Below are 22344 nucleotides of genomic sequence, written 5' to 3'. Positions count from 1 at the left end.
GAAAAACCGCCGAACAACCCAGCAGGAGGAACCATGAGCGCAGAAACCAACCGTCAGAACGGCCGCGTCTACCTCGACCACGCCGCCACCACCGACGTACTGCCCGCCGCCATCGACGCCATGGTCGAACAGATGCGCAACGGCGGCAACCCCTCCTCCCTGCACGCCGTAGGACGCGACGCCCGCGCCACCGTCGAGTACGCCCGCGAACGCATCGCCCGCGCCATTGGCGCCGACCCCGCCGAGGTTATTTTCACCTCCGGCGGCACCGAGGCGGACAACCTCGCGGTCAAGGGCATCTACTGGAAGCGCCGCGAAGAAGACCCGCAGCGCACCCGAATTCTCGTCTCCTCCATTGAGCATCATGCGGTGGAAGAAACCTGCGAATGGCTCGAAAAGGCAGAAGGCGCACAGCTCGAATGGATTCCCGTGGACGCGCACGGCAGCGTCAACCCGCAGACCGTTCGCGAGCTCATCGAAAAGAACCCCGAAGACGTTGCGCTCGTGACCGTCATGTGGGCGAACAACGAGGTCGGCACCGTACAGCCCATCCCCGAAATTGCCGCTATCGCCGCTGAATACGGTATTCCCGTGCACTCGGATGCGGTGCAGGCGTTCGGCGCGGTGCCCATCGACTTCCACACCAGTGGCGTGGCGACCCTCGCGATTTCTGGCCACAAGATTGGTGGCCCCATGGGTATTGGCGCGCTGGTCGCAACCCGCGCCGTGCAACTGACCCCCGTGCTCCATGGAGGCGGCCAGGAACGCTCCGTGCGTTCCGGCACCATCGACGCGCCCGCCATCGCGGGTTTTGCGGAGGCCGCAGTGCACTCGGTCGAGCACCTCGACGAAGAATCCGCCCGCATCGCCGCACTGCGCAACGAACTCGTTGCGGCAATTAGCGCGCTCATCCCGCAGGCACACCTGAGCGGTGAAAACCCGCTCACCGAGGAATACCCCGGCCAGAAGCGTCTGCCAGGCAACGCCCACTTCACCTTCGAAAACGCCGAAGGCGACACCTTGCTCTTCCTGCTGGACATGCAGGGCATCAGCAGTTCCACCGGCTCCGCCTGCAACGCCGGGGTGACCCGCCCCTCCCACGTGCTCATGGCAATGGGCATGGACGAAGACACCGCCCGCAGCGCCCAGCGCTTCACCCTCGGCCACTCAACCACCGGCGCCGATATTGCGCGCCTCATCGCGGCACTACCCGCAGCCTACGAACAGGCAGCGAAAGCGGGACTGTCCTCGCAGCTGCCGGACGCCTCCCGCTGGCACTAGAAAACCAGAAGAGAAGATACCAACCCGCTCTCAGCCTGCAATCTCAGCGTTCGCTGAGGGCGGGCTGAGGGTGCACTGCCCAATATTCCGCCGAGCCCCTGCGTACAATGGGTAGCTACAGTAACGGAAAGTCCGCCCGCACAGGGCGTGTTCCGAATGTTCCTAGAGGCTCAACACAACAGAAGGATAGGCAGTGAAAATTCTTGCAGCTATGAGTGGCGGCGTTGACTCCGCAGTCGCCGCAGCCCGCGCCGTAGAAGCAGGACACGAAGTAGTCGGCGTTCACCTCGCCCTATCCCGCATGCCCGGCACCCTACGCACCGGCTCCCGCGGCTGCTGCACCCTCGAAGACTCCATGGACGCCCGTCGCGTCTGCTCCCAGCTGGGCATCCCCTTCTTCGTCTGGGACTTCTCCGAACGCTTCAAAGAAGACGTGGTCGACGACTTCATCTCCGAATACGAAGCCGGACGAACCCCCAACCCCTGCATGCGCTGCAACGAAAAGATCAAGTTCGCCGCGCTGCTCGAACGCGCCCTCGCCCTCGGCTTCGACGCCGTGGTGACCGGCCACTACGCCCGCGTCATCACCACCGAAGACGGCAACCGCGAACTGCACCGCGCCGCCGACTGGGCTAAGGACCAGTCCTACGTGCTCGGCGTGCTCACCCACGAGCAACTCAAGCACGCCTGGTTCCCCCTGGCTGACACCCCCTCCAAGGCACAGGTACGTGCGGAGGCGGCAGAACGCGGCTTCTCCGTGGCGAAAAAGCCGGACTCCTACGACATCTGCTTCATCCCCGAAGGCGACACCCGCGCCTGGCTGGGCGACCACATCACAATGCGCCCCGGCCTCATCAAGGACACCCACGGCGAGGTGCTCGGTGAGCACCCCGGCGCGCAGGCATACACTGTCGGCCAGCGCAAGGGCCTGGCGTTGGGCCGTCCCGCCGCCGACGGCAAGCCTCGCTTCGTGCTTGAGGTGCGCCCCAAGGAAAATGAAGTCATCGTCGGCTCCCGCGAGCTACTTGCCGTGCACGAAATCCGCGGTATCCGCGCCACCTGGGCGGGTGTCCCCGTGGAACAGGCGGCACGTTTCCTGGAAGAGCCCGCGCAGCTGGGCGCCCGCAGCGAAGAGTTCGAGGTGACCGCACAGGTGCGTGCGCACGCCGACCCGGTCCGCGCCAAGGCGTACATGACCTGGGCACCCGACCCCGAAGCTGAAGAAGAAGGCGCGCTGCGCCTGGAAACCGTAGTGCGCCTCCTGGATCCGCTCTCCGGTGTGGCACCGGGGCAGACCATGGTGCTCTACCAGGGCACCCGCGTGCTGGGCCAGTCCACCATCGCCCGCGCCTACTCGCTGGACCGCGAAGACATGCAAGAAACCCTGTCTGCTGGCGCCTCCACCAGCGCCGACTAGCCGCACAGAATAGCCGCGTACCCCGCTATTCGCAGCTGTTGCCGCAACAGCCTGCTCGAGCGCAACGCACAGAAGACCACAACCGGACTGAGGAGAGACCGATGACTGCCGAACACACTTCCTGCGAATTTGACCCCCACGCCACCTCCATGGGCGATGAAGTCGCGCCGGAGGTTTACGAGGAGCTCTTCGCCATGCGCCGCTCCATCGATAACTTCGATGCAGCGTTGGTGCACATCCTCGCGGAGCGTTTTCAGGCAACTAAGCGCGTGGGCGTCCTGAAGGCTAAGCACAACCTGCCCGCTGGCGACCCCGGCCGTGAAGAGGCGCAGATTGCTCGCCTGCGTGCCATGGCGAAGGAATCCAGCCTGGACCCGGAATTCGCGGAGAAGTTCCTGAACTTCATCATCTCTGAGGTGATTCGCCACCACGTGCGCATCGCGAACGAGCACGCTGACCAGGACGAAGAGACTGAAAAGTCTGAAAGCTAAGACTTTCTAAGATTTCACCCTCTTCGAGATCTCAGCCTCTCCGAAAAGCCCCGCTCTCATCCCTGCTGAGCATCCATCGTGCTGAGCGTCCAGCGGCAGAGCATCGACCCGCCCGCACTTTTCCCTAACCTGTCTTAACCTCACTCGTTTATGCCCCCTCAATCTTCCTCCCGCCAGAATGCCCGCACCGAGCCGGTGCCGGAGCGCCTGCTACTGCCCGGTGAGTACCGTGCCCCCGAAGGCGACGAACTGACCGAGCAGGACCTTGCTACGCTCGCTACTGAGCGTCCGCTGGTGCGCGCTAGCGGTCGGGGTGATTTTCCCGGCGATGATCTGGCTGAGGCGATGTCCCGTGTAGAAGGTGAGCTGGGTTCCCCGCACTTGCCGTTCCTGCCGCATCTGCCGGCGTTGGGCTGGCGGGCTACCCCGCTGGCACGCACCCTGGCGGTGTGCGAGGGACTTGCCTTTGACGGTGTCTCGTTTGGCTGGCGCATGGTGCATAGCGGCGGCAGGGGAGCGCGCGAGTCTGCCTTGGCGAAGGACCGTCTGCTCTCCGATATCAACCTTCTAGCTGACCGTGTGGGCGCGCAGAAGAAGAGGTTCACCTCCGGTGTTGAGGGCTCCGCTGCGGTGTATAAGATTCAGCTGGTTGGTCCGCTGACCCTCGCAGCCAGCATCTACCTACCCGGTGGCGAGCGTGCCATCAGTGATGCAGGGGCGAGCCGTGACCTGCTGGAGTCGTTCCTGGAAGGCCTGGAACGCTGGATGGGTTCTCTGCGCGAGGCTCTGCAAGCTCCGCGGGCGCTGATTGCGGTGCAACTGGACGAGTCGGAGTTTCAGCGTCTGATGGAGGGCTCTATCCCTACGGTGAGTGGCTTCCGCTCCCTGTCGGCGTTGCAGCCTCACTACTATCAGCAGGTGTACCGCCGTGTGGCGGAGCGATTCGCTGAACTGAACCTGCAGCTCATCCTTGATGTGGACGGCACCGCGCTCAAGCCGGTGCAGGAGCTGAAGCTGCTGAGCCAGGCGCATCCTACCCTTGATGCTTTGGCGCTGGTGAAGGCGATGCAGGTTGAGGGCGCCGCCCCCTGCGCTTTGCTGTTGCACCCTGATCGCGCCCGCCTCAAGGGGCCCGGCACGCTGCAGGTTCCGCCGCTGAGTGACCCTCGTTCATGGGAACCCGTGGCGCAGCTTCTGGAGGCGCAGGCTCAGCTGTGGCTTCCGGTGGTGACCTCTGCGCGGGTGCCGGATCAGGTCCGCCGCCTGCATAGCCTGTGGCGTGAGGTTGGTCTTGAATCTGCCCAGCTGAGCGCGGTGGGTTTGATGCCTGATGAGCGTATTCAGCGGGGTTCCGCGTCTGCTGGGGCGGCTTCGGGTACGGTGAGTGTGCTGGATGCCACGGCTTCCCTGGCTCGTGTGACAGAGTGTGCCCGTGCTTTGGCTGAGCGCGCGGTATGATTAGAGAATCAGCATTTTTATGTAAGTATTTACGACATTTCTTTAGGGAGGTACTGTGAGCGCTAGCGATGCACACACCATTTTGGTGGTTGATGATGATGATGCTCTGGCGGAAATGATTGGCCTCGTGCTCGCGCAGGAGGGTTTCAACGCCGTTTTTTGCGAAAATGGTGCACGCGCTTTTGAAACTTTTATGCGTTCCACTCCCGATTTGGTGCTTTTGGATTTGATGCTTCCTGGCATGAACGGTATTGAAGTGTGCCAGCAAATTCGTCGTTCTTCTAATGTGCCGATTATTATGTTGACCGCTAAAAGCGACACTGAAGATGTTGTTAAGGGTCTTGAGGCTGGCGCTGATGATTACATTGCTAAGCCTTTTAAGCACGCTGAATTGTTGGCGCGTATTCGTACCCGTTTGCGTCCGCGTGAGAGCCGCCAGCTGGTGGTGTCTATTGGCGATATTGTCATGGATATGGACGGCCGTACCGTCAAGTACCACAGCACTGAGGTTCCGATGACTCCTCTGGAGTTTGACCTGTTGGCTGCGCTGGTGCGCCACCCGGGTCAGGCGTTGAGCCGTCAGGAACTGCTGGATATGGTCTGGGGTTACACTGATGTGAGCGATTCGCTGGTAAACGTGCACGTCCAGCGTTTGCGCGCTAAGTTTGATGAGCTGGGTGCGGATCGTTTTATCCAGACGGTCCGTGGCGTTGGCTATAAGATTCCGACCGAGCTGGTGGGATCTTCCGGTAGCTAATCGGAACCTATTCATAGGCGAAGGGATAACCTGATTGTCTGTTGCGAAGTCGAGCCATGAGCACGGCGCTTTGACGGCGGAGGCGGTAGCCTCCGCCTCTTCGCGTACCCGCACTTCCAAGCCGCGTAAGGCGAAAAAGCAGAGTAGTAGGAGCCTGATGCAGCGCGCTCAGCGTTTGTGGAAGGAATCTCTGCAGTTCCGTGCTTTGGGTACTGCGGGCATCATGATGTTCCTGAGCTTCTTGATGGTGGGTTGGTCCTTGTCGAGCCAGATTGCGACGAGTCTTTTTGAGAATCAGAAGGGTCAGGCGCTGGCGGAATCGGAGAGTGGTTTCCGTAACGTTCAGAGCGTGCTGGACTCCTCTGAGGCCCGTAGTGACAGCGAAATTCGCCGTAATGTGAGCCGTACCCTGACCGTGCTGGATGCGGGTAGCTCGGGTAAGCGCAATTGGATTCTTGTGCCTTTGGAAGGTCAAGGTAAGCAGGGTTTTATTCCTGAGCAGAGCAGTAATAATTCTTTGAATTCTTCGAGTATTCCGAATGATTTCAAACAAACTGTTCGCGATAAAGACGGTATTTTCTGGCAGACGTCTACGGTGACTACTGTCGAAAATAATCGTGAGCGCACCTATCCGGTGCTTATCGTTGGTACACATATTTCTATTTCTCAGAACCCTAATTACGGTTTGTTCCTTGTGTACGATATGACGGATTCTTCCGCCACGATTGCGCATATTAACTTTGTTCTTTTTGGTGGTTTCTGTGCACTGCTTACTGTGGTGCTTTCTGTGGTGTGGATTGTGACTCGTTTTGTGGTCCGCCCGATTACGCAGACCGCTATTACGGCGGAGAAGCTGGCTGCTGGCGACCTGGATCAGCGTGTGTCTGTACACGGTGAGCATCAGGCGGCGCGTCTGGGCTATTCCTTCAACCTGATGGCTGACTCGCTGCAGGAGAAAATTGTTCAGCTGGAGCGTCTGTCGACTCTGCAGCAGCGATTCGTTTCTGACGTTTCGCACGAGTTGCGCACTCCGTTGTCGACGGTTCGTCTGGGTACGGAGCTTCTGTACGATACGCGTAACGAGATGGAGCGCACGCAGAGCCGCACCGTGGAGCTTCTGCACGATCAGGTGGATCGTTTCCAGTCGATGCTTTCTGACCTGCTGGAGATTTCTCGTTTCGATGCCGGTAGCGCAATGCTGACCATCGACACTGAAGACTTCATGCGTGTGCTGTCGAATATTCTGCAGGAGGCTCTGCCGCACCTGGAGCGCACGAATACTAAGCTGAACGTGCATACGAGCCATGAGAGCATCATGGTTGATATGGACCGCGTGCGTATTGAGCGTGTGCTCCGTAACCTGCTGTACAACGCGATTGAGCACGGCGAGTCCCGCCCGATTGACGTGTACGTGGGTGCGAATGCCACGAACCTGGGTGTTGCGGTGCGTGACCACGGTATCGGTCTGTCTGAGGATGAGGCTGTTCAGGTGTTCAACCGTTTCTGGCGTGCTGATACTTCACGTAAGCGCACCCTGGGCGGTACGGGTCTGGGGCTGTCGATTGCTGCTGAGGATGTGCGTCTGCACGGCGGCACGATTGAGGCGTGGGGCGAGAAGGGCCGCGGTGCCTGCTTCACGATAAACCTGCCGCTAATTCACGGTGCGCCTTTGGGCGAGTCGCCGGTTTTGGTGACGGGTGAGCCTGAGGTGAGTGCGCATCGTTCGGCGACCGCGAAGGATACGCTGCCCAATATTGCTCCTCGAGCGAACCTTGAGGGCGAGCTCTAAGGGGTTCAAACGGGGAGAGGCTTTAGGCTTCTGTCATATATCGGTGCGTTGGTGTTGCTCGGCTGTATTTACGCTTATCCTTGCGTATTTGCACTGTTCACCCAGTACAATCAATGCAGATATGTTTTCACGGTGTTGCTATTTCGCTGTGGTCATCTTTTCACCGTGTTGCGATGGCCTGCAACGGTAGTTGGCGATTGTTTGTCTTTGTTCGTAGAGGAAGGTTAAGACCTCCATGGCTCACAGGGCTATTGTTTCTCGACGCGCCGCGCTGTCTTGGGGCGCGGTGTCTTTGGCGACGCTCGTGAGCTCTTGCGCGGGTCTTCCTTCGAACGATCGAGTGACTCAGCACAGCAGCGGTCTGGACGTGAAGAGCGTTAATACTTCTCCGGCGCGTGCGCCGGGACCGCTGGCGGGTGCTACCCCCGAGGCGATTATTGAGGGCTTCGTGCGTGCTGGTGTGGATAGCATTGAGAATTATGCTGTGGCGCGCCAGTATTTGAGTTCTTCTTTTGCGCGCCGTTGGAATCCTATGGGTACGACTCGCGTGTACCGTAATACGGTGCAGCCTCGCAGTGACGATAGTGGAGCTGCCGAGGGTACCTACCATGTGCGTTTCCAGCAGACGGCGACTGTGAATAGTCAGGGTATTACGAGCACCTTCCCGGAGGCTCAGACTGAAACTCAGGACTTCACCATGGTTATGGAAGATAACCAGTGGCGTATTAGCTCCTGCCCGGATGGTCTGTGGCTGGATGGTGCCGAGTTTGAGCGCGTGTTTAGCCCGTGCCGCCTGTACTTCTATGATCGTGCGTTCCGTTATGCTGTGCCGGATATTCGTTGGTTCCCGCATACGGACCGCTATTTTGAGTTGCTGGTGCGTACGCTGATGGCTGGCCCGGCCTCCTACCTGAAGGATGTTGCGTTCTCGGCGTTGAACGAGTCGATGAGCCTTGAGACGGCGACCATGAGCGATAACCAGGATGTGCTGGTTCGTCTTTCGGGTGAGCACCTGGACGATAACCGTTTGGCGCGTGTGCGTGAGCAGATTATGCACGGTTTGGAGAACTTCTCCGGTCTGGGTAAGACCGAGGTGTTCTACAACGGTACTTTGATTCCTGAGAATGCACCGAGCGGCTTTTCTGCGGTGAAGCTGAACCCGGGTGTTCCTGCCCGCACGGTTGCTATTAATTCGAACGGCCAGATGGTGGCGCGTGATGACTATATGAGCAATGCGGGTGAGCAATTGCTTCTGCGTGGCGTGACCCAGTTGAGTTCCCCGGCGATGGGCTATTCTGCGGATGTTTATGCCTGCTTGGCGAATGATGCTGCGAGCCTGTACACGGTGTATCAGGGCACTGCCCGCCGCGTGTGGCAGAGTACCGCGCTGACTGCCCCTAGTTTTGATGCGTACGGCTGGGTGTGGGCTGCTGATGGTGAGGGCGTTGTGCGTGCGTTCAAGCCGGACTCTGAGGACGCGAATGAGCGCGAGCGCGGCGTGGATATTGGTCTGTCGTGGCAGCGTAATTTGAGCTTTACGAGCGTGAACGTCTCTCACGATGGTGCGCGCATGGCGATTGTGGCGTCAACTGAGGGTGCGTCGGCTGTGATTATTTCCGGTATTGTGCGTGATGATGCCGGCAAGCCTCTGCGCCTGACGGAGATGGTTCGTCTGAGCTCTTCGGTGACTCCGCGTAATGCCCGTTGGGCTGGCGACCAGAGCGTCGTGGTGGTGAACGTGAAGAACGGTGAGTCTGAGGTGATTTCCCTCAGCGGTGAAGAGACGAAGCTGGACCGTCTGGATGGCGTGATGACCATTTCGACGGCGGATAATACGTCGAACATTATTGCCCACCGTTCTGACGGTTCGTGCTACCTGATGGAGGAGCGCGGCTGGATCCGTCTGGATACGACTCTGCACGAGATTAGTTACGCCGGTTAGCCTCGGGCACCGGGTATAGCGCGCGGAAAGGGTGCTTTCGGTGAGTTCAGTACAGCGTGGTTTGAACGATTCCGTGAATGGGTCCTGGAGCAAGTCTCTGGCCGGGCTTGCGGGCGCTCTCAAAAGCGCCGGCGGGTCTTTGGGTGAGGTGCTGATGCCGCGTACCTGCCCGTGCTGTGCGGTGCCGGTGGCGTACGGTGCCGGCTCACCGCTGTGTGAAAGCTGCCTGCCGCAGCTGCATTCGGCGTTGGCGCGTGTGGAGCGAGTGCAGGTTCTGCAACCTCTTGATGGCGCGGTGGTTCCTGAAGTGCGTGCGGCATCCCGGTATGAAGGGATGATGCCGCGTGCACTGTTGGCGTTGAAGAACGCTGGTCGCACCGATTTGTTGCCCCTGCTGGGTGAGGGTTTGGCGCGTAGCGTGTACGAGCTTCTTCGGGCGCATCGGATTGAGCTTCAGAGCGGGCCGGGGTCTTCTATCTCTTCTGTGGGCACCTCCGCCGCACCAGTTGAGGTTCTGCTGGTTCCGGCACCGTCCTCTGCGCAGAGTGTGCGCCGCCGCGGCTATGCGCCAGCGAATCTTTTGGTGCAGGAGGCGGCTCGGCAGCTCAATCAGCGTCTGCCTGCCTCGGTGCGAGTGCGTGCCGTGGATGTCATCGGGTATGCGCCTCGCAGCCGGCGGGGGAGCGGCGCCTCCTTATCTTCTCGTGTGGGCGCTTCTCTCCTCGGTGCTTCTGAGACAAAGAACGAGCAGAAGAGCCTGGGCGCTGGGGGTCGTGCCGAGCGGATGCACGGTGCCTTGCGCGTTATGGAGCCTGCCCTGTGCGCGGATCGGGTGAGCATTATTTGTGATGATGTGGTGACCACCGGTGCGACCGCCTCTGAGATGGTGCGTGTGCTACAGGAATCCGGTTCGCGGGTGCTGGGCGTGTGTGCTGTGGCGGCGGTACCGAAAAAGGCTCAGACATAGCGTTTCTTGTAGTTAGTTGCAAGAGGTACACGATTTTTAGCGAATAAAGTTCGCAGACGGACGAATAGCTATTATTTAGGCTAAATATTTGTCATATCTAGTGATATGAAACATGTTTCGTACTAAAATATATACAAGGGAACGGCATTGAAGTCGAACCCCCGTACCGGGTCCAACCGGACGCGGTATAAGCCCCCAACCTGGAGGGAATGATCGTGGAAGTCAACATCTACGGCCGCAATATCAAGGTCACCGAACGCCTGGAAGAATACGTGAGCGACAAGGTTCAGAAGTTCGCTCAGCTCGGCGATAACGTGAAGGACATCGACGTCAAGTTCAGCAAGGACGGTCATCTGGGTGGCGAGTCCATCCGCGTTGAGATTACCGTTGTTGGTACTGGTCCTGTCCTCCGTTCCGAAGCCCAGGGTCACGACAAGTTCGCGGTCTTCGATGAAACCTACGGCAAGCTCCTGGAGCGTCTGCGCCGTGCACGTGACCGCCGCAAGCTGCACAAGCGCGGTGGCAAGCACCCCGTCTCCGTGGCGGACGCTACCGGCTCAATTCCTGTGGTTACCGAAGCAATTACCGAGATTCTGCTGCCGGATATTCCGGTGGAAGAAGCAGCATTCGATAACAGCGAGGTCACCCTCGCCGACGAGGCAGCATCTCCCATCGAGATTCGCCACAAGAGCTTCAAGGGTGAGCGTCTGACTCCCGCAGAAGCTGTTGACCGTATGGAACTGGTCGGCCACGACTTCTACCTGTACATTGACAGCGAGACCGGCGCACCGGCTGCGGCATACCGCCGTAAGGGCTGGAGCTACGGCATCATTACTCTGGATAACGAGTAAAACCCAACGTACCTGCTGGTAGCTGAAGCGGCATGCCCAGCGAGCAGGCTAAAGACCCGGGCGGTCTGGAAACACGCACTGTGAATCTCCAGGCCCCCGGGTTTTTCTCTGCCTTCTACAGCTGAGGTTCTCGACTCGGATTCTCAGCGCGGGGATGCGCCCGCCCCCGGAACCCGGTGCTCCCTCCACCTCAGCCAGAGGATGAACGACGCGCAACGTCACCAAATGTCACCTCGTGGGCGTACAGCGTAAAAAATAGCTCGGACGGGCGAATTAGGCGGCTCTGCCATACAATATGTAGGAAGGCCTCACCGCGCGCACTCTCGCGCGCCCTTGGTGAGGGTACCGAAACAAGCAAGGAGTAGAAGCTCAGTGGCATCTTTCTTGGAGAAAATCCTCCGAACCGGCGATAAGAGGGTTCTGCGACAGCTCGAAGCGTACACTAAGGCGGTGAACTCGCTCGAGGACAGCTTCGCATCGATGACCGATGAGGAACTGCGAGCAGAGACCGACAAGTTCCGCGAGCGCGTCAAGGACGGCGAATCCCTCGACATTATGCTGCCGGAGGCCTTTGCGGTGGTCCGTGAAGCATCCAAGCGTACCCTGGGCAAGCGCCACTACGACGTGCAGCTCATGGGTGGTGCAGCGCTGCACCTGGGCAACATTGCCGAAATGAAGACCGGTGAGGGTAAGACCCTCGTCGCGACCCTGCCCGCGTACCTGAACGCGCTGAGCGGCAAGGGCGTGCACATTGTGACCGTGAACGACTACCTGGCTGAGTACCAGGCGAACCTCATGGGTCGTGTGTTCCGTTTCCTCGGCATGGAGTGCGGCGTGATTCTCTCCTCCATGGAACCTGATGAGCGTCGTAAGCAGTACGCCGCAGACATCACCTACGGTACGAACAACGAGTTCGGCTTCGATTACCTGCGCGACAACATGGCGTGGACCGTGGAGGAGCAGGTTCAGCGCGGCCACAACTTCGCCATTATTGATGAGGTGGACTCCATCCTGATCGATGAGGCGCGTACCCCTCTGATCATTTCCGGCCCCGCAGCCGGTGAGGCGAACCGCTGGTACGCAGAGTTCGCGCGCATTGCCGCGACCCTGCTCAAGCGCGGTGAAGACTACGAAGTAGACGAGAAGAAGCGCACCGTCGGCATCCTCGAATCCGGCATTGACAAGGTGGAAGACCACCTGGGTGTGAAGAACCTCTACGAATCCAAGAACACCCCGCTCATTGGCTTCCTGAACAACTCCATTAAGGCGAAGGAGCTGTTCACCAACAACAAGGACTACGTGGTCATCGACGGCGAGGTCCTGATTGTTGACGAGCACACCGGTCGTATTCTGCCGGGCCGCCGCTACAACGACGGCATCCACCAGGCGATTGAGGCGAAGGAAGGCGTCGAAATCAAGCCTGAGAACCAGACCATGGCGACTGTGACCCTGCAGAACTACTTCCGCATGTACGACAAGCTGTCCGGTATGACCGGTACCGCGGAAACCGAAGCGGCAGAGTTCATGAACACCTACGAGCTCGGCGTGGTGCCCATCCCCACCAACAAGGGTGTGCAGCGCATCGACAACCCCGATAAGGTGTACCGCGACGAAATCGCCAAGTTCAAGGCGGTCGTCAAGGACATTAAGGAACGCCACGAAAAGGGCCAGCCGATCCTGGTGGGTACCGCAAGCGTGGAGAACTCCGAATACCTTTCTCGCCAGCTGGCGAAGGCAGGCGTGCGCCACGAGGTGCTGAACGCAAAGAACAACGAGCGTGAGGCTGCTATTGTTGCGCAGGCGGGCCGTAAGGGCGCCGTCACCGTGGCAACCAACATGGCTGGTCGCGGTACCGACATTATGCTCGGCGGTAACCCCGAATTTGAGGCCGTCGAAAAGATGCGTGAGCTCGGCCTGGACCCGAACACCAACTCCGAAGAGTACGAGGCTCGCTGGCCCGAGGTCCTGAAGGCCTGCGAAGACGCCGCTAAAGAAGAGCACGAGGAAGTCACCAAGCTCGGTGGCCTGTACGTGCTCGGCACTGAGCGTCACGAGTCCCGCCGTATCGACAACCAGCTGCGCGGTCGTTCCGGCCGTCAGGGCGACCCGGGTGAGTCCCGCTTCTACCTGTCGCTGACCGACGAACTGATGCGCCTGTTCAACACCGGCATGGCAACCCGCCTCATGGCGGCAGCTCCCGAGGACTCCGCACTGGACTCCAAGATCGTCAGCCGCGCTATCGCTACCGCCCAGTCAAACGTTGAAGGCCGTAACGCTGAACAGCGTAAGAACGTGCTCAAGTATGACGACGTGCTCAACCGCCAGCGTGAAGCGATCTACAAGGACCGCGGCCGCATCCTGCACGGTGACGACCTGAAGGAACAGATTTCCGGCTTCGTGGACGAGGTGCTGACCACCATCATTGACGCCCGCGTCTCTGAAGGCCACGCCGAGGACTGGGACTTCGACGAGCTCTGGAGCGCCCTCAAGCAGGTGTACCCCATCTCCATCACCGTGGACGACCTGGCAGAGGACGCCGGCGACCGCACCAAGATCACTCGCGACCAGATCGTGAAGGAAGTTTTGGCGGACGCACACCTCATCTACGAGGAGCGTGAAAAGAGCGTCGGCGAAGAGAGCATGCGCGAAATTGAACGCCGCGTCATGCTGTCCGTCATTGGTGAGCGCTGGCCCGAGCACCTGTACGAGATGGAATACCTCAAGGAAGGTATCGGTCTGCGTGCAATGGCTCAGCGTGACCCGCTGGTCGAGTACCAGCGTGAAGGCTACGACATGTACCAGTCGATGCTCGGTGCGGTCCGTGAAGAGACCGTGACCTACCTGTTCAACCTGGACCTGTCCAAGCAGCGTACTCAGGCTTCTGCTGTGCGCCTGGCTGAGCCTTCGCGCCCGAAGTTCCTGCAGTACTCCGCCCCCGATGAGGACGGTCACGAGCAGGTTCACGTTGAGCGCACCAAGGAGAGCTAGCCTCGGTGTAAACCCGGCGTAAACCCGAAAACGCTATAGACGCAACAGAGAGGGTGCGAATCCAATACCGGATTCGCACCCTCTCTGTTTGTCTGTGTGTTTTGTAGGGGAAGCCGGGGAAGCCTTAGTCTTCGTCCAAGCGGCTCTGCGGCTGCTCGATGGAGGTAATCAGCCACATGCCGTGAATCAGCCGCATCTGCATGGTCACCACGCGAACCTTATCCGCACAACGCAATAGCGCCACCGCCTCGTAAAGCTCCTCGTGCACCTTCTGCGCTCGCACCCGCAGCAGAACCGGCGGAAGAGTCAACAGCATCTCCTTGCGCACCTGACGCGGATTTTTGGGGAAGAACGGTAGCAGACGGTGGAAACAATCTGCTGACACCCACTGCGCCAGCTGCTGACGCGAACGACGAGCCGACATGATCTCCAGGTAAGCAATCGCCACACCCGCGCAACGACCCTCCAACTGGCGAGCCAATGCATCCGCAGGACGCAGCGGGCGGCCCCTCTTCACTACCTTCGGGCGTTGCGCCGAATGCTGCTCATAACGCGGCAGCGGCAACAGCGAATAGACCGACGCGCTGTTCCGCCTCTGCACCAGAGCCATCGTGCCCTGCCCCTGCTCCGGTAGCGGAGCGACCTGCTCGGCACTCGCGGGCTGGGGCACCGACTGAGCCACCGGCTGGGAGGTGCGAGCCGCCTGACGCTTTGAATACGGGCTGGCAGGCTGGTTGTCGCGGGAGGCAGGCTGATGCGGCGGGGTCCACGGGGAACGGGGGAGAAGGTTGGAGAAGCTCATGACGGCTCCTTTCGGTGCAGGGGTATGTGAGGTGAGTCGAGCGAACGAAAGACTGTTGGGATGAGGCGGAATGGGGTGGAAGACGCGGGTGAGGTTAGTGAACGGGCTGTTCGGGGATCTGTAGAACCTGCCCCTCGTAGAGCAGCTCGGCGTTCTGACCCAGAGCGTCCTTATTCGCCTCGTAAATATCGAGAGTGTAGTCGTAAATGGTGGAGGCGTCGGTGCCTTCACCCAGCTGCTCGGCGGCAATTGACCAGAGCGTATCGCCCGCCTGGACCGTGTAGGAGTAGGTGCCCGCCTCAGCGCGGGGTGGGGAGAAGAACGGGCTGCGATCCTGCAGCGAGCCTGCCGCCTCCGAAGGCTGAGGAGCCAGGGGAATATCGGGAACCTCAGCAGAGAGTGCCAGAGGAGTAGCGGACTGATCCGGGGCCGTATCGGAGAGAGCCGCATCTGCGTTGGAGCCCGGGCTGGCATCTGCCGTCGCGGTGCCCATTGAAGCTGCAGCGCCCATTGAGTCTGTGGTCATGACCGCCGAAATAGTCGTTTGCGGCATGCCCTCCGTGCCGTTTACCCCGGTGTTGCTGGGCGTAACCACCGTAGCTTGCGCGGGAGCCAAGACCGCCCCCACTCCAAGAGCCGTGCCGCCAAGTGTCAGAACGATGCGGCGCATAAAACGCGGACGGAAAATTGCCGGAACCTTCAGCACCGCGCGGTCAGCGTTGTGGCTCGAAACGCGCAAAGACCAAGCGTAGAAGAGCGCGTAGATAAAACTGATGAACCACCAGGCGGTAATGAGGATTGCTACCGCGCCAGCGCAGAGCAACGAAGCATCTGCCAGCGGGTGTGCCGAGGGGATGCGGTGCAGATTCACGCTTAACGCGCCCAAGACCGCGGCGGAAAGTAGGGGAGGGGCGATGAAGAGCAGAGCATCCTGGTAGCTAGCTTTGGTGCTGGTTTCGTGACCTGCGTCAGCGCCGGATGCCAGAGAAGCAACGGATGCAAGGGGATGCGAAGCGAAGGCTGCGGGCGCCTGACCCGGCGTGGAAAGATGGTCCACAATGACCTCCAAATGGTGTGTTTGATGTGTTTTGGTGTTGCTTCATTTATACAGGAAGTCACGCTAAAAATGAAGCAAAAAGCATCAAAATGCATGAAAAACATATAATTTGGTGGAATTTGGTATAAAAATCAGGTTTGAGAATCATCATCTGACCAGAAAATGTCCCGGTTCGTATCCGCCCCCATCCTCAGGTAGGGTCATAGCATGAGAATGGAAAAGTTCCTACGAGACATTGAGGCGCGCCTCGCCTCCGAACGCGCCTGGGATATGGAACAGGACGCCCGCCAAGTCGCCCGCGTCCAGTACTCCACCATCACCCTCGACGACCGCCTCCTCGCGCAGGTCGGCGGCCCCATCCGCATCTGCGCCACCGACATGCAAACCTACGAAGGCAAACTCGAAATGGTTGGCGAAGAATGGGTCAGCATCGAAGCGCGCGGCGAGAACATCATCATCCCCCTGCGCGGAATGCTCTGGTGGGAAGGTGGCATCGCGCCTGGGCGCGCCGATATTCGCCCCGAACGCTACCGCATGAAAATTCAGCTCGCCCTCCGCTCCCTCGCCATGGCGCGCGAACCCGTCCGCCTCTCCCTCGAGGGTGGCACCGTCAGCTACGACGGCGTGATCGAGCGAGTCGGTGCCGACTTCCTTGAACTGCGCCTGCTCAACGGCGGCCAGTACCCGCGCATCTATGAACGCGACCAGTACGCGCGTGCAGCCTACAGCGCGCAGGGAACCTATGGTCAGGGTGGTTATGGGCAGGCTGGTTACGGTCAGGGTGCCTCCGGCTACTCCCGTGCACCTCGCGGCGCCGGCGTGCGCACCATTCCGCTGGCTCGCGTCAGCGCGGTGATTGCCCGCATTTCACGCTAAAAATATGCGACAAATAGCGGGTGATGCCGTCGGAAAGGGCCTTAGTGTAATGTCCTACCCGACAAGCATAAACACCCGCATCAAAGCATAAATACATACAAAAAGGTCCGCCCCTCTCATGCGAGAGGAGCGGACCTTTCTGAAACCACTCGAGCGTTACGCCCGCGAGGTGCATGTCGAATACTACTCAGCCTTAGCCTTTGCAGTGAGCTTGCCGGAAGCAATTGCCTCCAGAGTCTGCTCGTGGCGCTCGGTAATGTACTCTTCAAAACGAGAGCGTTCAATACGCCACTGGTTACGCCCACCAATCTGGATGGCGGGAAGTTCGCCGCTACGCACCAGAGCACGTACCTGCGAAAGCGAAACCTGCAGCTCCTCGGCAACGTCGCTCAGAGTGAGGAAACGAGGTGCAGTCATCGAATTGTTCCTTTCCGTGAGTGAAATCCTGGGCCCCTTAGCCACCGTTAGTGGCCTTTTACATAGAGTCCATACAGAACATCTATTGAGTACTTTCAGTATATGCCATCACCGTGAAATTTGCTCACAAAAAGCCTTATATGAGCTGAAAAGTTATCTAATCACCCCTTCAAAAGGGGCAAGACTCAAAAATATTTCATAAACACGACTCTTGTTGAGAGAGAGTACTAAATGAAATATGCTGTTAGGGTTAGTGTCAGAACCAACCAAAGCACTATCGAAAACACACCACTCGCTCATCGGTCAGTTGAACAACACCGGAATCACCGCCGGCTTCCGCACCGAAAGGCACAACCACATCATGCGCATACGACAGAACGCGACGAAGCGTTCCACCCTCACCGAGCCCCACGCCAAGCGCCTCAAAAGGCCCACCGTCAAGGATTGGCGATTCATCCTCGGTGTACTTCTCGTGCTCGTCTCCATCACCGGCGTGCAGCTCTACGTGCAAGCCAATAACAGCAAAACCGAGTACTACACCGCCAAAAGTGAAATCCGCCTCGGCGAGAAGATTACCGAAGACAAACTCGCCCGAGTCGAAGCGAACATAGACTCCGCCAAAGACAAGTACTTCACCCGCGCCGAAGCCGCACAGATGAACGGCAAAATCGCTACCCAGCGCATCCCCGCCGGCAACCTCATCAGCAAAGAATCGGTAGGCACTGAAACCTCCCCGGGGCGCCGCCTCGCCACCGTCAGCATTGACCGCACCGCCGCCTCCGCACTGAAGGCAGGCGAGCGCGTGGACGTGTGGACTTCCGGCCCGCGCAACCCCGACACCAAGAGCGATAACCGCACCGAAAACGGTGCCCGCGCCATCGTCACCAATGCCGAAATCGTTGCCGTAACGGTCGATGAGGGCGTGCTCGGCGCCAACGGCAAAGCAACCGTGCAGCTGTGGGTCAAGGAAGAAGCCCTCACCGACCTCGTGAAGGAAAGCAACAGCGACTCCAAGATCAGCCTCATCCCCGGCACCTACGGGGAGGGCCAGTGAATATCCCCGTCATCCTCTACGGCGATGACGGCTCGCTCTTGACCCGCATCGAATCCCAGCGCGGCCGCGTCTCCGTGGCGCGTACCGTGCAGGACTTCAGCGAAGCCGTCGGCATGGCGCACACCGGCATCGCCCGCGTGTTGCTCTGCGCGCACGTGCCCGCCGAAATGAGCGCCTCCACCGTGGATGCGCTCGCCGCCTCCGAAGTGCTCCTGGCGGTTATCGCCCCGGACAACCTGCCCCTGCCCACGCAGGCGCACCGCATCCGCCCCGAAGCTGCCCTCGATGAGATTCTGGGTTCGCTCGAACAGGCGGTGGATGCGGCGCTCGCCCGTCCCTCCGTCGGTTACGGCATTCCCGCACAGACCCCGAATCAGGCTCCCGCACAGGCGGTGCATCAGCCGGAGGCCGCCTACGGTCAGGACGCCGGTTACGGCTATGATGCAGGGTACGGCTACGACAGCGGTTACAGCGGCTACGGTTACGATAACGGAGCTACTGGCCATGGGGTGGGCGGCTACGGCTACGACCCCGCCGCGGGTACTGCTGCACACGCCGGCGCACCCTACGGCGCCGACTACGGAAGCTACGGAATCGACCCCCCCGCCCCGGCACCCGGTGCGCCTGAGCCGGCAGAAGCCTCGACCGCTCCCAGCAATGAGGAATCCGTGCTCAGCCAGGCAGCCGCCATCGTCGACTCGTTCGCGCCCGGCAACGACTATGCCCTGCACGTGCAGAACGAGAACAACGACGGCACCCTGCCGCAGCACCCTGACATCAACCAGGATCCCGCCGCGCCCTCCCGCTACCAGCCGGGCCACCGCCTCGGCAAGATTGTGACCGTCTGGGGTACCCACGGCGCGCCCGGTCGAAGCACCATTGCCTTCAACCTCGCAGCCCTCGCGGCACAGCAGGGCCAGCAGGTCTGCCTCATCGATGCAGACACCTACGCGCCCAGCCTGGATGCGCTCATGGCGCTCGAGGACACCGGCTCCGGCCTGGCGATTCTCTGCTCGGACGCCGACCGCGCCCAGCTTGACGAGAAAAAAGCCGGCGCCATCATGGAGCGTGTGCCCCTCAAGAACGGCACTTTCGACTTCTTGAGCGGCATCACCTCCTCCTCGCGTTGGCCCGAGGTGCGCGCCCGCGCCTTCGCCGAAGTACTCGAATGGCTTAAGCACCGCTACGACCTGGTCATCTGCGATGTTGCCGCACCCATCGAGGTGGACGAGGAGCTGACCTTTGACGGCCCGGCACCGCGCCGTAACGCCGCGACCCTCACCGCGCTCGCCTGCGCCGACCGCGTGATTGCGCTCGGCGAAGCGGACGTTATCGGCCTGCCGCGTCTGATCAACCTCGCTCGCGAGGTGCAGTCGCGCCCGGACCTGTTCGCACCTGAAACGGATGTGCAGTACTGGCTCAACCGCAGCCGCCGCGAAGCCGCCGGATTCAACCCGGAGGCGAAAATGCGCGATAACTGGGCACGCTACCTGTCGATTCCGCTCACCGGTGTGATTCCGTACGAGCGTAAGGTCATGGACCGTTTGCGCCGCAACGGTGAGGCACTGCTGGAGGTGGCACCCCGCCACGCAGTCGTGCAGTCCTTCGAAGCGATGCTCGAGGGCATGTACGCGGTGCGCCCCATCGTTTAACATCAGTCCCGGCGGGTAGGCCCGTCAGCTACAACTAATGCCCGCCAAAGGTGGGTGAAAGAGGCCCGGCTTATCGGTATTCCTCCCAGAACAGGGGAGCGCCGGTATGCCGGGTTTTCTGCATCTTCACCCGGGGCCAAGGCAGAGACGTGGTGCGAATGTCTCACTATCCAACTGAGGGGTGCATCTCATCTCTCTGCGTCATATTTGGGAATAAAAGCGTGCTTCAAGAAATGCTCTGTAAACTATTCCACATATTGCCGTTTGAATGGGACTCACGACGACCAAACCCGTAAAATGGTTGAATCTACCCGAACTCATGGGAAGCACACAAACATATGTCTTTTGCAGAAGGAATTATGAGCGCCTGCGACTTCGGTCCTGGCGACACTGAACGCGTTCACCTCATCATGGGCGAATGGCAGGTCATCTCTGACATCGCCCAGAGTGACCTGGTTCTATGGTTCCCCACCGACTACGTTGTTGCCGACGGCAGCTCCCCGGATGCCGTATCCGGCCCCAGCGAAACCAGTACTTTCCGTGCCTTCGCGCACGTGCGCCCCTCCAACGTCCGAACCCTCTTCCACCACGACATCATCGATCACGACATGGAAGACGGAATCCGCGACGAAGCATACCGCGTCTGGATTGACCAGAACATCAGCACCTACACCGACGAAGGAAGCGGTGAAGGCGTTGGTGCCCGCCCGCGCGTACACGTAACCTTCGTGCCCATCGTGCGCAACAACCGCACCATTGCGTTGCTGACCAGCCACAAGATTGCCACACCCAGTGGCTACCCCTCCATCAGCGACGAGGTCTACGAATATACTGCTGATACCATGCTCTCCATGGTGCACTCCGGCCTGTGGCCCGACCCCCTCGCCCAGGGAAATAACACTCAGGGCAACCCCCGCGTGATCGACGGCATTATTGTGCTTGACCCCTCCGGTCGTGTGGTCGTCGCTTCCCCGAACGCGAACTCCATGTACAACCGCATGGGCATGACCGGCTACCTCGAAAAGCAAAACCTTGCCGACGTCACCCGTGCGATGCTTCCTGCCGGTGAACAGGCGGATGAAACCCTGCAGCTCGTCCTGGCGGGCCGTAGTGACCTGCGCACCGAATTGGTTATTGCTCGTGCCCGCGTGACCATGCGCTCCATCCCGCTGCTGGCACAGAGGCGCGCCCGTATCGAGCGTGAAGGCGCCGTGATTCTTTGCCGTGACGTGACCGAGTTGCGCCGCCGCGAGCTGGAGCTTATGACCAAGGACGCGACCATCCGCGAAATTCACCACCGCGTGAAGAACAACCTGCAGACCGTGTCCGCTCTGCTGCGCCTGCAGTCGCGTCGTATGACCACGGATGAGGCACGTCAGGGCCTGGAGCAGGCGATGCGTCGCGTGGCAACAATCGCTACCGTGCACGAGGCGCTTTCGCAGGGTCTGACTCAGAACGTCGACTTTGATGAGTTGATTGAGCGTCAGTTCCACCTTGCCGCTGAGCTTGCTTCCCCGGGTCAGCACGTGTCTACCAAACTGATTGGCTCCTTTGGATCTTTGCCGAGCCAGTTTGCTACCCCTCTGGCGCTGGTGATCAACGAGGTTGTCGCGAACGCTGTGGAGCACGGCCTGGACGGTGAGACCGGTACCGTAACCCTCGAGGGTATTCGCGGCACCAACGATGAGGGTGAGAACATCCTCACCGTCGTGATTACTGATGACGGTAAGGGCATGGGTGATAAGAAGATTGAAGAGTCCGGCCCGAATGCCTACCGCCCGGTGACCGGTAAGGAAGGCCTGGGCATGCAGATTGTGCGTACTCTGGTGGCGAGCGAGCTGAACGGCTCGATCCGCTGGGAGGCTAACGAGCCGACCGGTACCCGCGTGGTCATCACCGCGGTGCTCGTCTAACCCCCTTCTCGTATGACATGTAGAACCGCCGCCGCCCCGAGTACGGGGTGGCGGCAGTTTGCTGTCTAGATAGGTCCTGTATATGGCAAAAGCGTGGTGCAGTGACAATGTCACTGCACCACGCTTTTGATGCCCTATTGAATACTCCGGAAGTTAGGATGCACGGCGGGCACGAGCTGCGCGACGCTTCATCGCACGACGCTCGTCTTCACTGGTGCCACCCCATACGCCGGAGTCCTGGCCGGTCTCGATGGCCCACTTCAGGCAGACGTCTACAACCTCGCAAGAGCGGCAGACAGTCTTGGCCTCTTCAATTTGCAACAGGGCAGGTCCGGTGTTTCCTACGGGGAAGAACAGCTCCGGATCCTTGTCCAAACAAGCTGCACGACTACGCCAATCCACGGTGGACCTCCTTCATGATTTACGGTCTCACGCGGTGGCAAGACACATCTATTTTCCTGTGCGCGTGTCAAATACATCCGCTGATGGGATGCACACCCTGGGTTAGGGTGAAAATTGACTTATCAACTTTCGCATGTTGGAGCGGATGTGACAAGTACTTTTCTCTAAAAACTTCAGTATTAAGCTGAGGCATCTATCACTTAGGTAAACCTTTGTCTAATTGAGAGGGT

18 protein-coding genes are annotated in these 22344 nt (G+C 59.8%); 14 read left to right on the top strand and 4 right to left on the bottom strand.

The window, feature by feature from the left end; translation table 11 throughout:
• Positions 1-33: 33 nt before the first annotated feature.
• The 10 genes from HMPREF2605_RS09130 to secA all read left to right on the top strand — a co-directional run bounded on the left by HMPREF2605_RS09130 (position 34) and on the right by secA (position 13941).
• Entirely contained in the window at positions 34-1281 is a 1248-nt protein-coding gene (locus tag HMPREF2605_RS09130; RefSeq protein WP_070848117.1) for a cysteine desulfurase family protein, read from the top strand.
• Positions 1282-1474: 193 nt separating this feature from the next.
• Entirely contained in the window at positions 1475-2698 is a 1224-nt protein-coding gene (gene mnmA / locus HMPREF2605_RS09125) for a tRNA 2-thiouridine(34) synthase MnmA (protein ID WP_070848115.1), read from the top strand.
• Positions 2699-2799: 101 nt separating this feature from the next.
• Complete coding sequence (locus HMPREF2605_RS09120) at positions 2800-3189, top strand: chorismate mutase (RefSeq protein ID WP_049342203.1); 390 nt, start codon at positions 2800-2802, stop codon at positions 3187-3189.
• A gap of 150 nt (positions 3190-3339) precedes the next feature.
• Positions 3340-4647 (top strand): uroporphyrinogen decarboxylase/cobalamine-independent methonine synthase family protein, encoded by a 1308-nt coding sequence (locus HMPREF2605_RS09115; protein ID WP_070848113.1) that lies wholly within the window; start codon positions 3340-3342, stop codon positions 4645-4647.
• 55 nt (positions 4648-4702) lie between these two features.
• Positions 4703-5404: an MtrAB system response regulator MtrA gene (gene mtrA / locus HMPREF2605_RS09110; protein WP_012903206.1), complete on the top strand. Its 702-nt coding sequence runs from the start codon at positions 4703-4705 to the stop codon at positions 5402-5404.
• Positions 5405-5438: 34 nt separating this feature from the next.
• A complete protein-coding gene (gene mtrB, locus HMPREF2605_RS09105) occupies positions 5439-7193 on the top strand; it encodes an MtrAB system histidine kinase MtrB (protein ID WP_070848111.1) in 1755 nt (584 codons plus the stop codon).
• Between the two features lie 235 nt (positions 7194-7428).
• On the top strand, positions 7429-9135 hold the full coding sequence (locus tag HMPREF2605_RS09100) for an LpqB family beta-propeller domain-containing protein (protein ID WP_070848109.1): 1707 nt from the start codon (positions 7429-7431) through the stop codon (positions 9133-9135).
• A 40-nt stretch (positions 9136-9175) separates the two neighbouring features.
• Positions 9176-10102: a ComF family protein gene (locus tag HMPREF2605_RS09095; RefSeq protein ID WP_083324875.1), complete on the top strand. Its 927-nt coding sequence runs from the start codon at positions 9176-9178 to the stop codon at positions 10100-10102.
• 209 nt (positions 10103-10311) lie between these two features.
• On the top strand, positions 10312-10953 hold the full coding sequence (gene hpf / locus HMPREF2605_RS09090) for a ribosome hibernation-promoting factor, HPF/YfiA family (RefSeq protein ID WP_239662278.1): 642 nt from the start codon (positions 10312-10314) through the stop codon (positions 10951-10953).
• Positions 10954-11325: 372 nt separating this feature from the next.
• Entirely contained in the window at positions 11326-13941 is a 2616-nt protein-coding gene (secA, locus tag HMPREF2605_RS09085) for a preprotein translocase subunit SecA (protein ID WP_070848105.1), read from the top strand.
• Between the two features lie 124 nt (positions 13942-14065).
• Here the strand turns inward: secA and HMPREF2605_RS09080 are convergent, their stop codons facing one another.
• Both HMPREF2605_RS09080 and HMPREF2605_RS09075 read right to left on the bottom strand, forming a co-directional pair.
• On the bottom strand, positions 14066-14743 hold the full coding sequence (locus HMPREF2605_RS09080; RefSeq protein ID WP_049342198.1) for an Rv3235 family protein: 678 nt from the start codon (positions 14741-14743) through the stop codon (positions 14066-14068).
• 94 nt (positions 14744-14837) lie between these two features.
• Positions 14838-15800 carry a LysM peptidoglycan-binding domain-containing protein gene (locus HMPREF2605_RS09075; RefSeq protein WP_070593942.1) on the bottom strand — a complete coding sequence of 321 codons (963 nt, stop codon included), beginning with the start codon at positions 15798-15800 and terminating at the stop codon, positions 14838-14840.
• A gap of 213 nt (positions 15801-16013) precedes the next feature.
• Between HMPREF2605_RS09075 and HMPREF2605_RS09070 the strand changes: the two genes are divergently transcribed.
• On the top strand, positions 16014-16676 hold the full coding sequence (locus tag HMPREF2605_RS09070; RefSeq protein ID WP_236146102.1) for a histidine kinase: 663 nt from the start codon (positions 16014-16016) through the stop codon (positions 16674-16676).
• A gap of 183 nt (positions 16677-16859) precedes the next feature.
• On the opposite strand, the gene HMPREF2605_RS09065 is transcribed toward HMPREF2605_RS09070, so the two are convergent.
• The gene (locus HMPREF2605_RS09065; RefSeq protein ID WP_044150292.1) at positions 16860-17093 is read right to left on the bottom strand and encodes a helix-turn-helix domain-containing protein; all 234 of its coding nucleotides are present in this window, start codon (positions 17091-17093) and stop codon (positions 16860-16862) included.
• Positions 17094-17454: 361 nt separating this feature from the next.
• Between HMPREF2605_RS09065 and HMPREF2605_RS09060 the strand changes: the two genes are divergently transcribed.
• The 3 genes from HMPREF2605_RS09060 to HMPREF2605_RS09050 all read left to right on the top strand — a co-directional run bounded on the left by HMPREF2605_RS09060 (position 17455) and on the right by HMPREF2605_RS09050 (position 21712).
• Positions 17455-18147, top strand: a complete 693-nt coding sequence (locus HMPREF2605_RS09060; RefSeq protein WP_049337893.1) for an SAF domain-containing protein — start codon at positions 17455-17457, stop codon at positions 18145-18147.
• Complete coding sequence (locus tag HMPREF2605_RS09055; RefSeq protein WP_070848104.1) at positions 18144-19799, top strand: CpaE/TadZ family protein; 1656 nt, start codon at positions 18144-18146, stop codon at positions 19797-19799. Before HMPREF2605_RS09060 ends, HMPREF2605_RS09055 begins: the two co-directional genes overlap by 4 nt.
• A 338-nt stretch (positions 19800-20137) precedes the next feature.
• Entirely contained in the window at positions 20138-21712 is a 1575-nt protein-coding gene (locus HMPREF2605_RS09050; RefSeq protein WP_070634486.1) for a sensor histidine kinase, read from the top strand.
• 153 nt (positions 21713-21865) lie between these two features.
• Here HMPREF2605_RS09050 and HMPREF2605_RS09045 read toward each other — a convergent pair whose 3' ends face one another.
• Positions 21866-22114, bottom strand: a complete 249-nt coding sequence (locus HMPREF2605_RS09045) for a WhiB family transcriptional regulator (protein WP_005505386.1) — start codon at positions 22112-22114, stop codon at positions 21866-21868.
• Positions 22115-22344: the final 230 nt, after the last annotated feature.

This window comes from Rothia sp. HMSC065C03 (genome assembly GCF_001837295.1).
Lineage (GTDB): Bacteria > Actinomycetota > Actinomycetes > Actinomycetales > Micrococcaceae > Rothia.
This window is presented reverse-complemented; position numbering and strand designations above follow the sequence as displayed.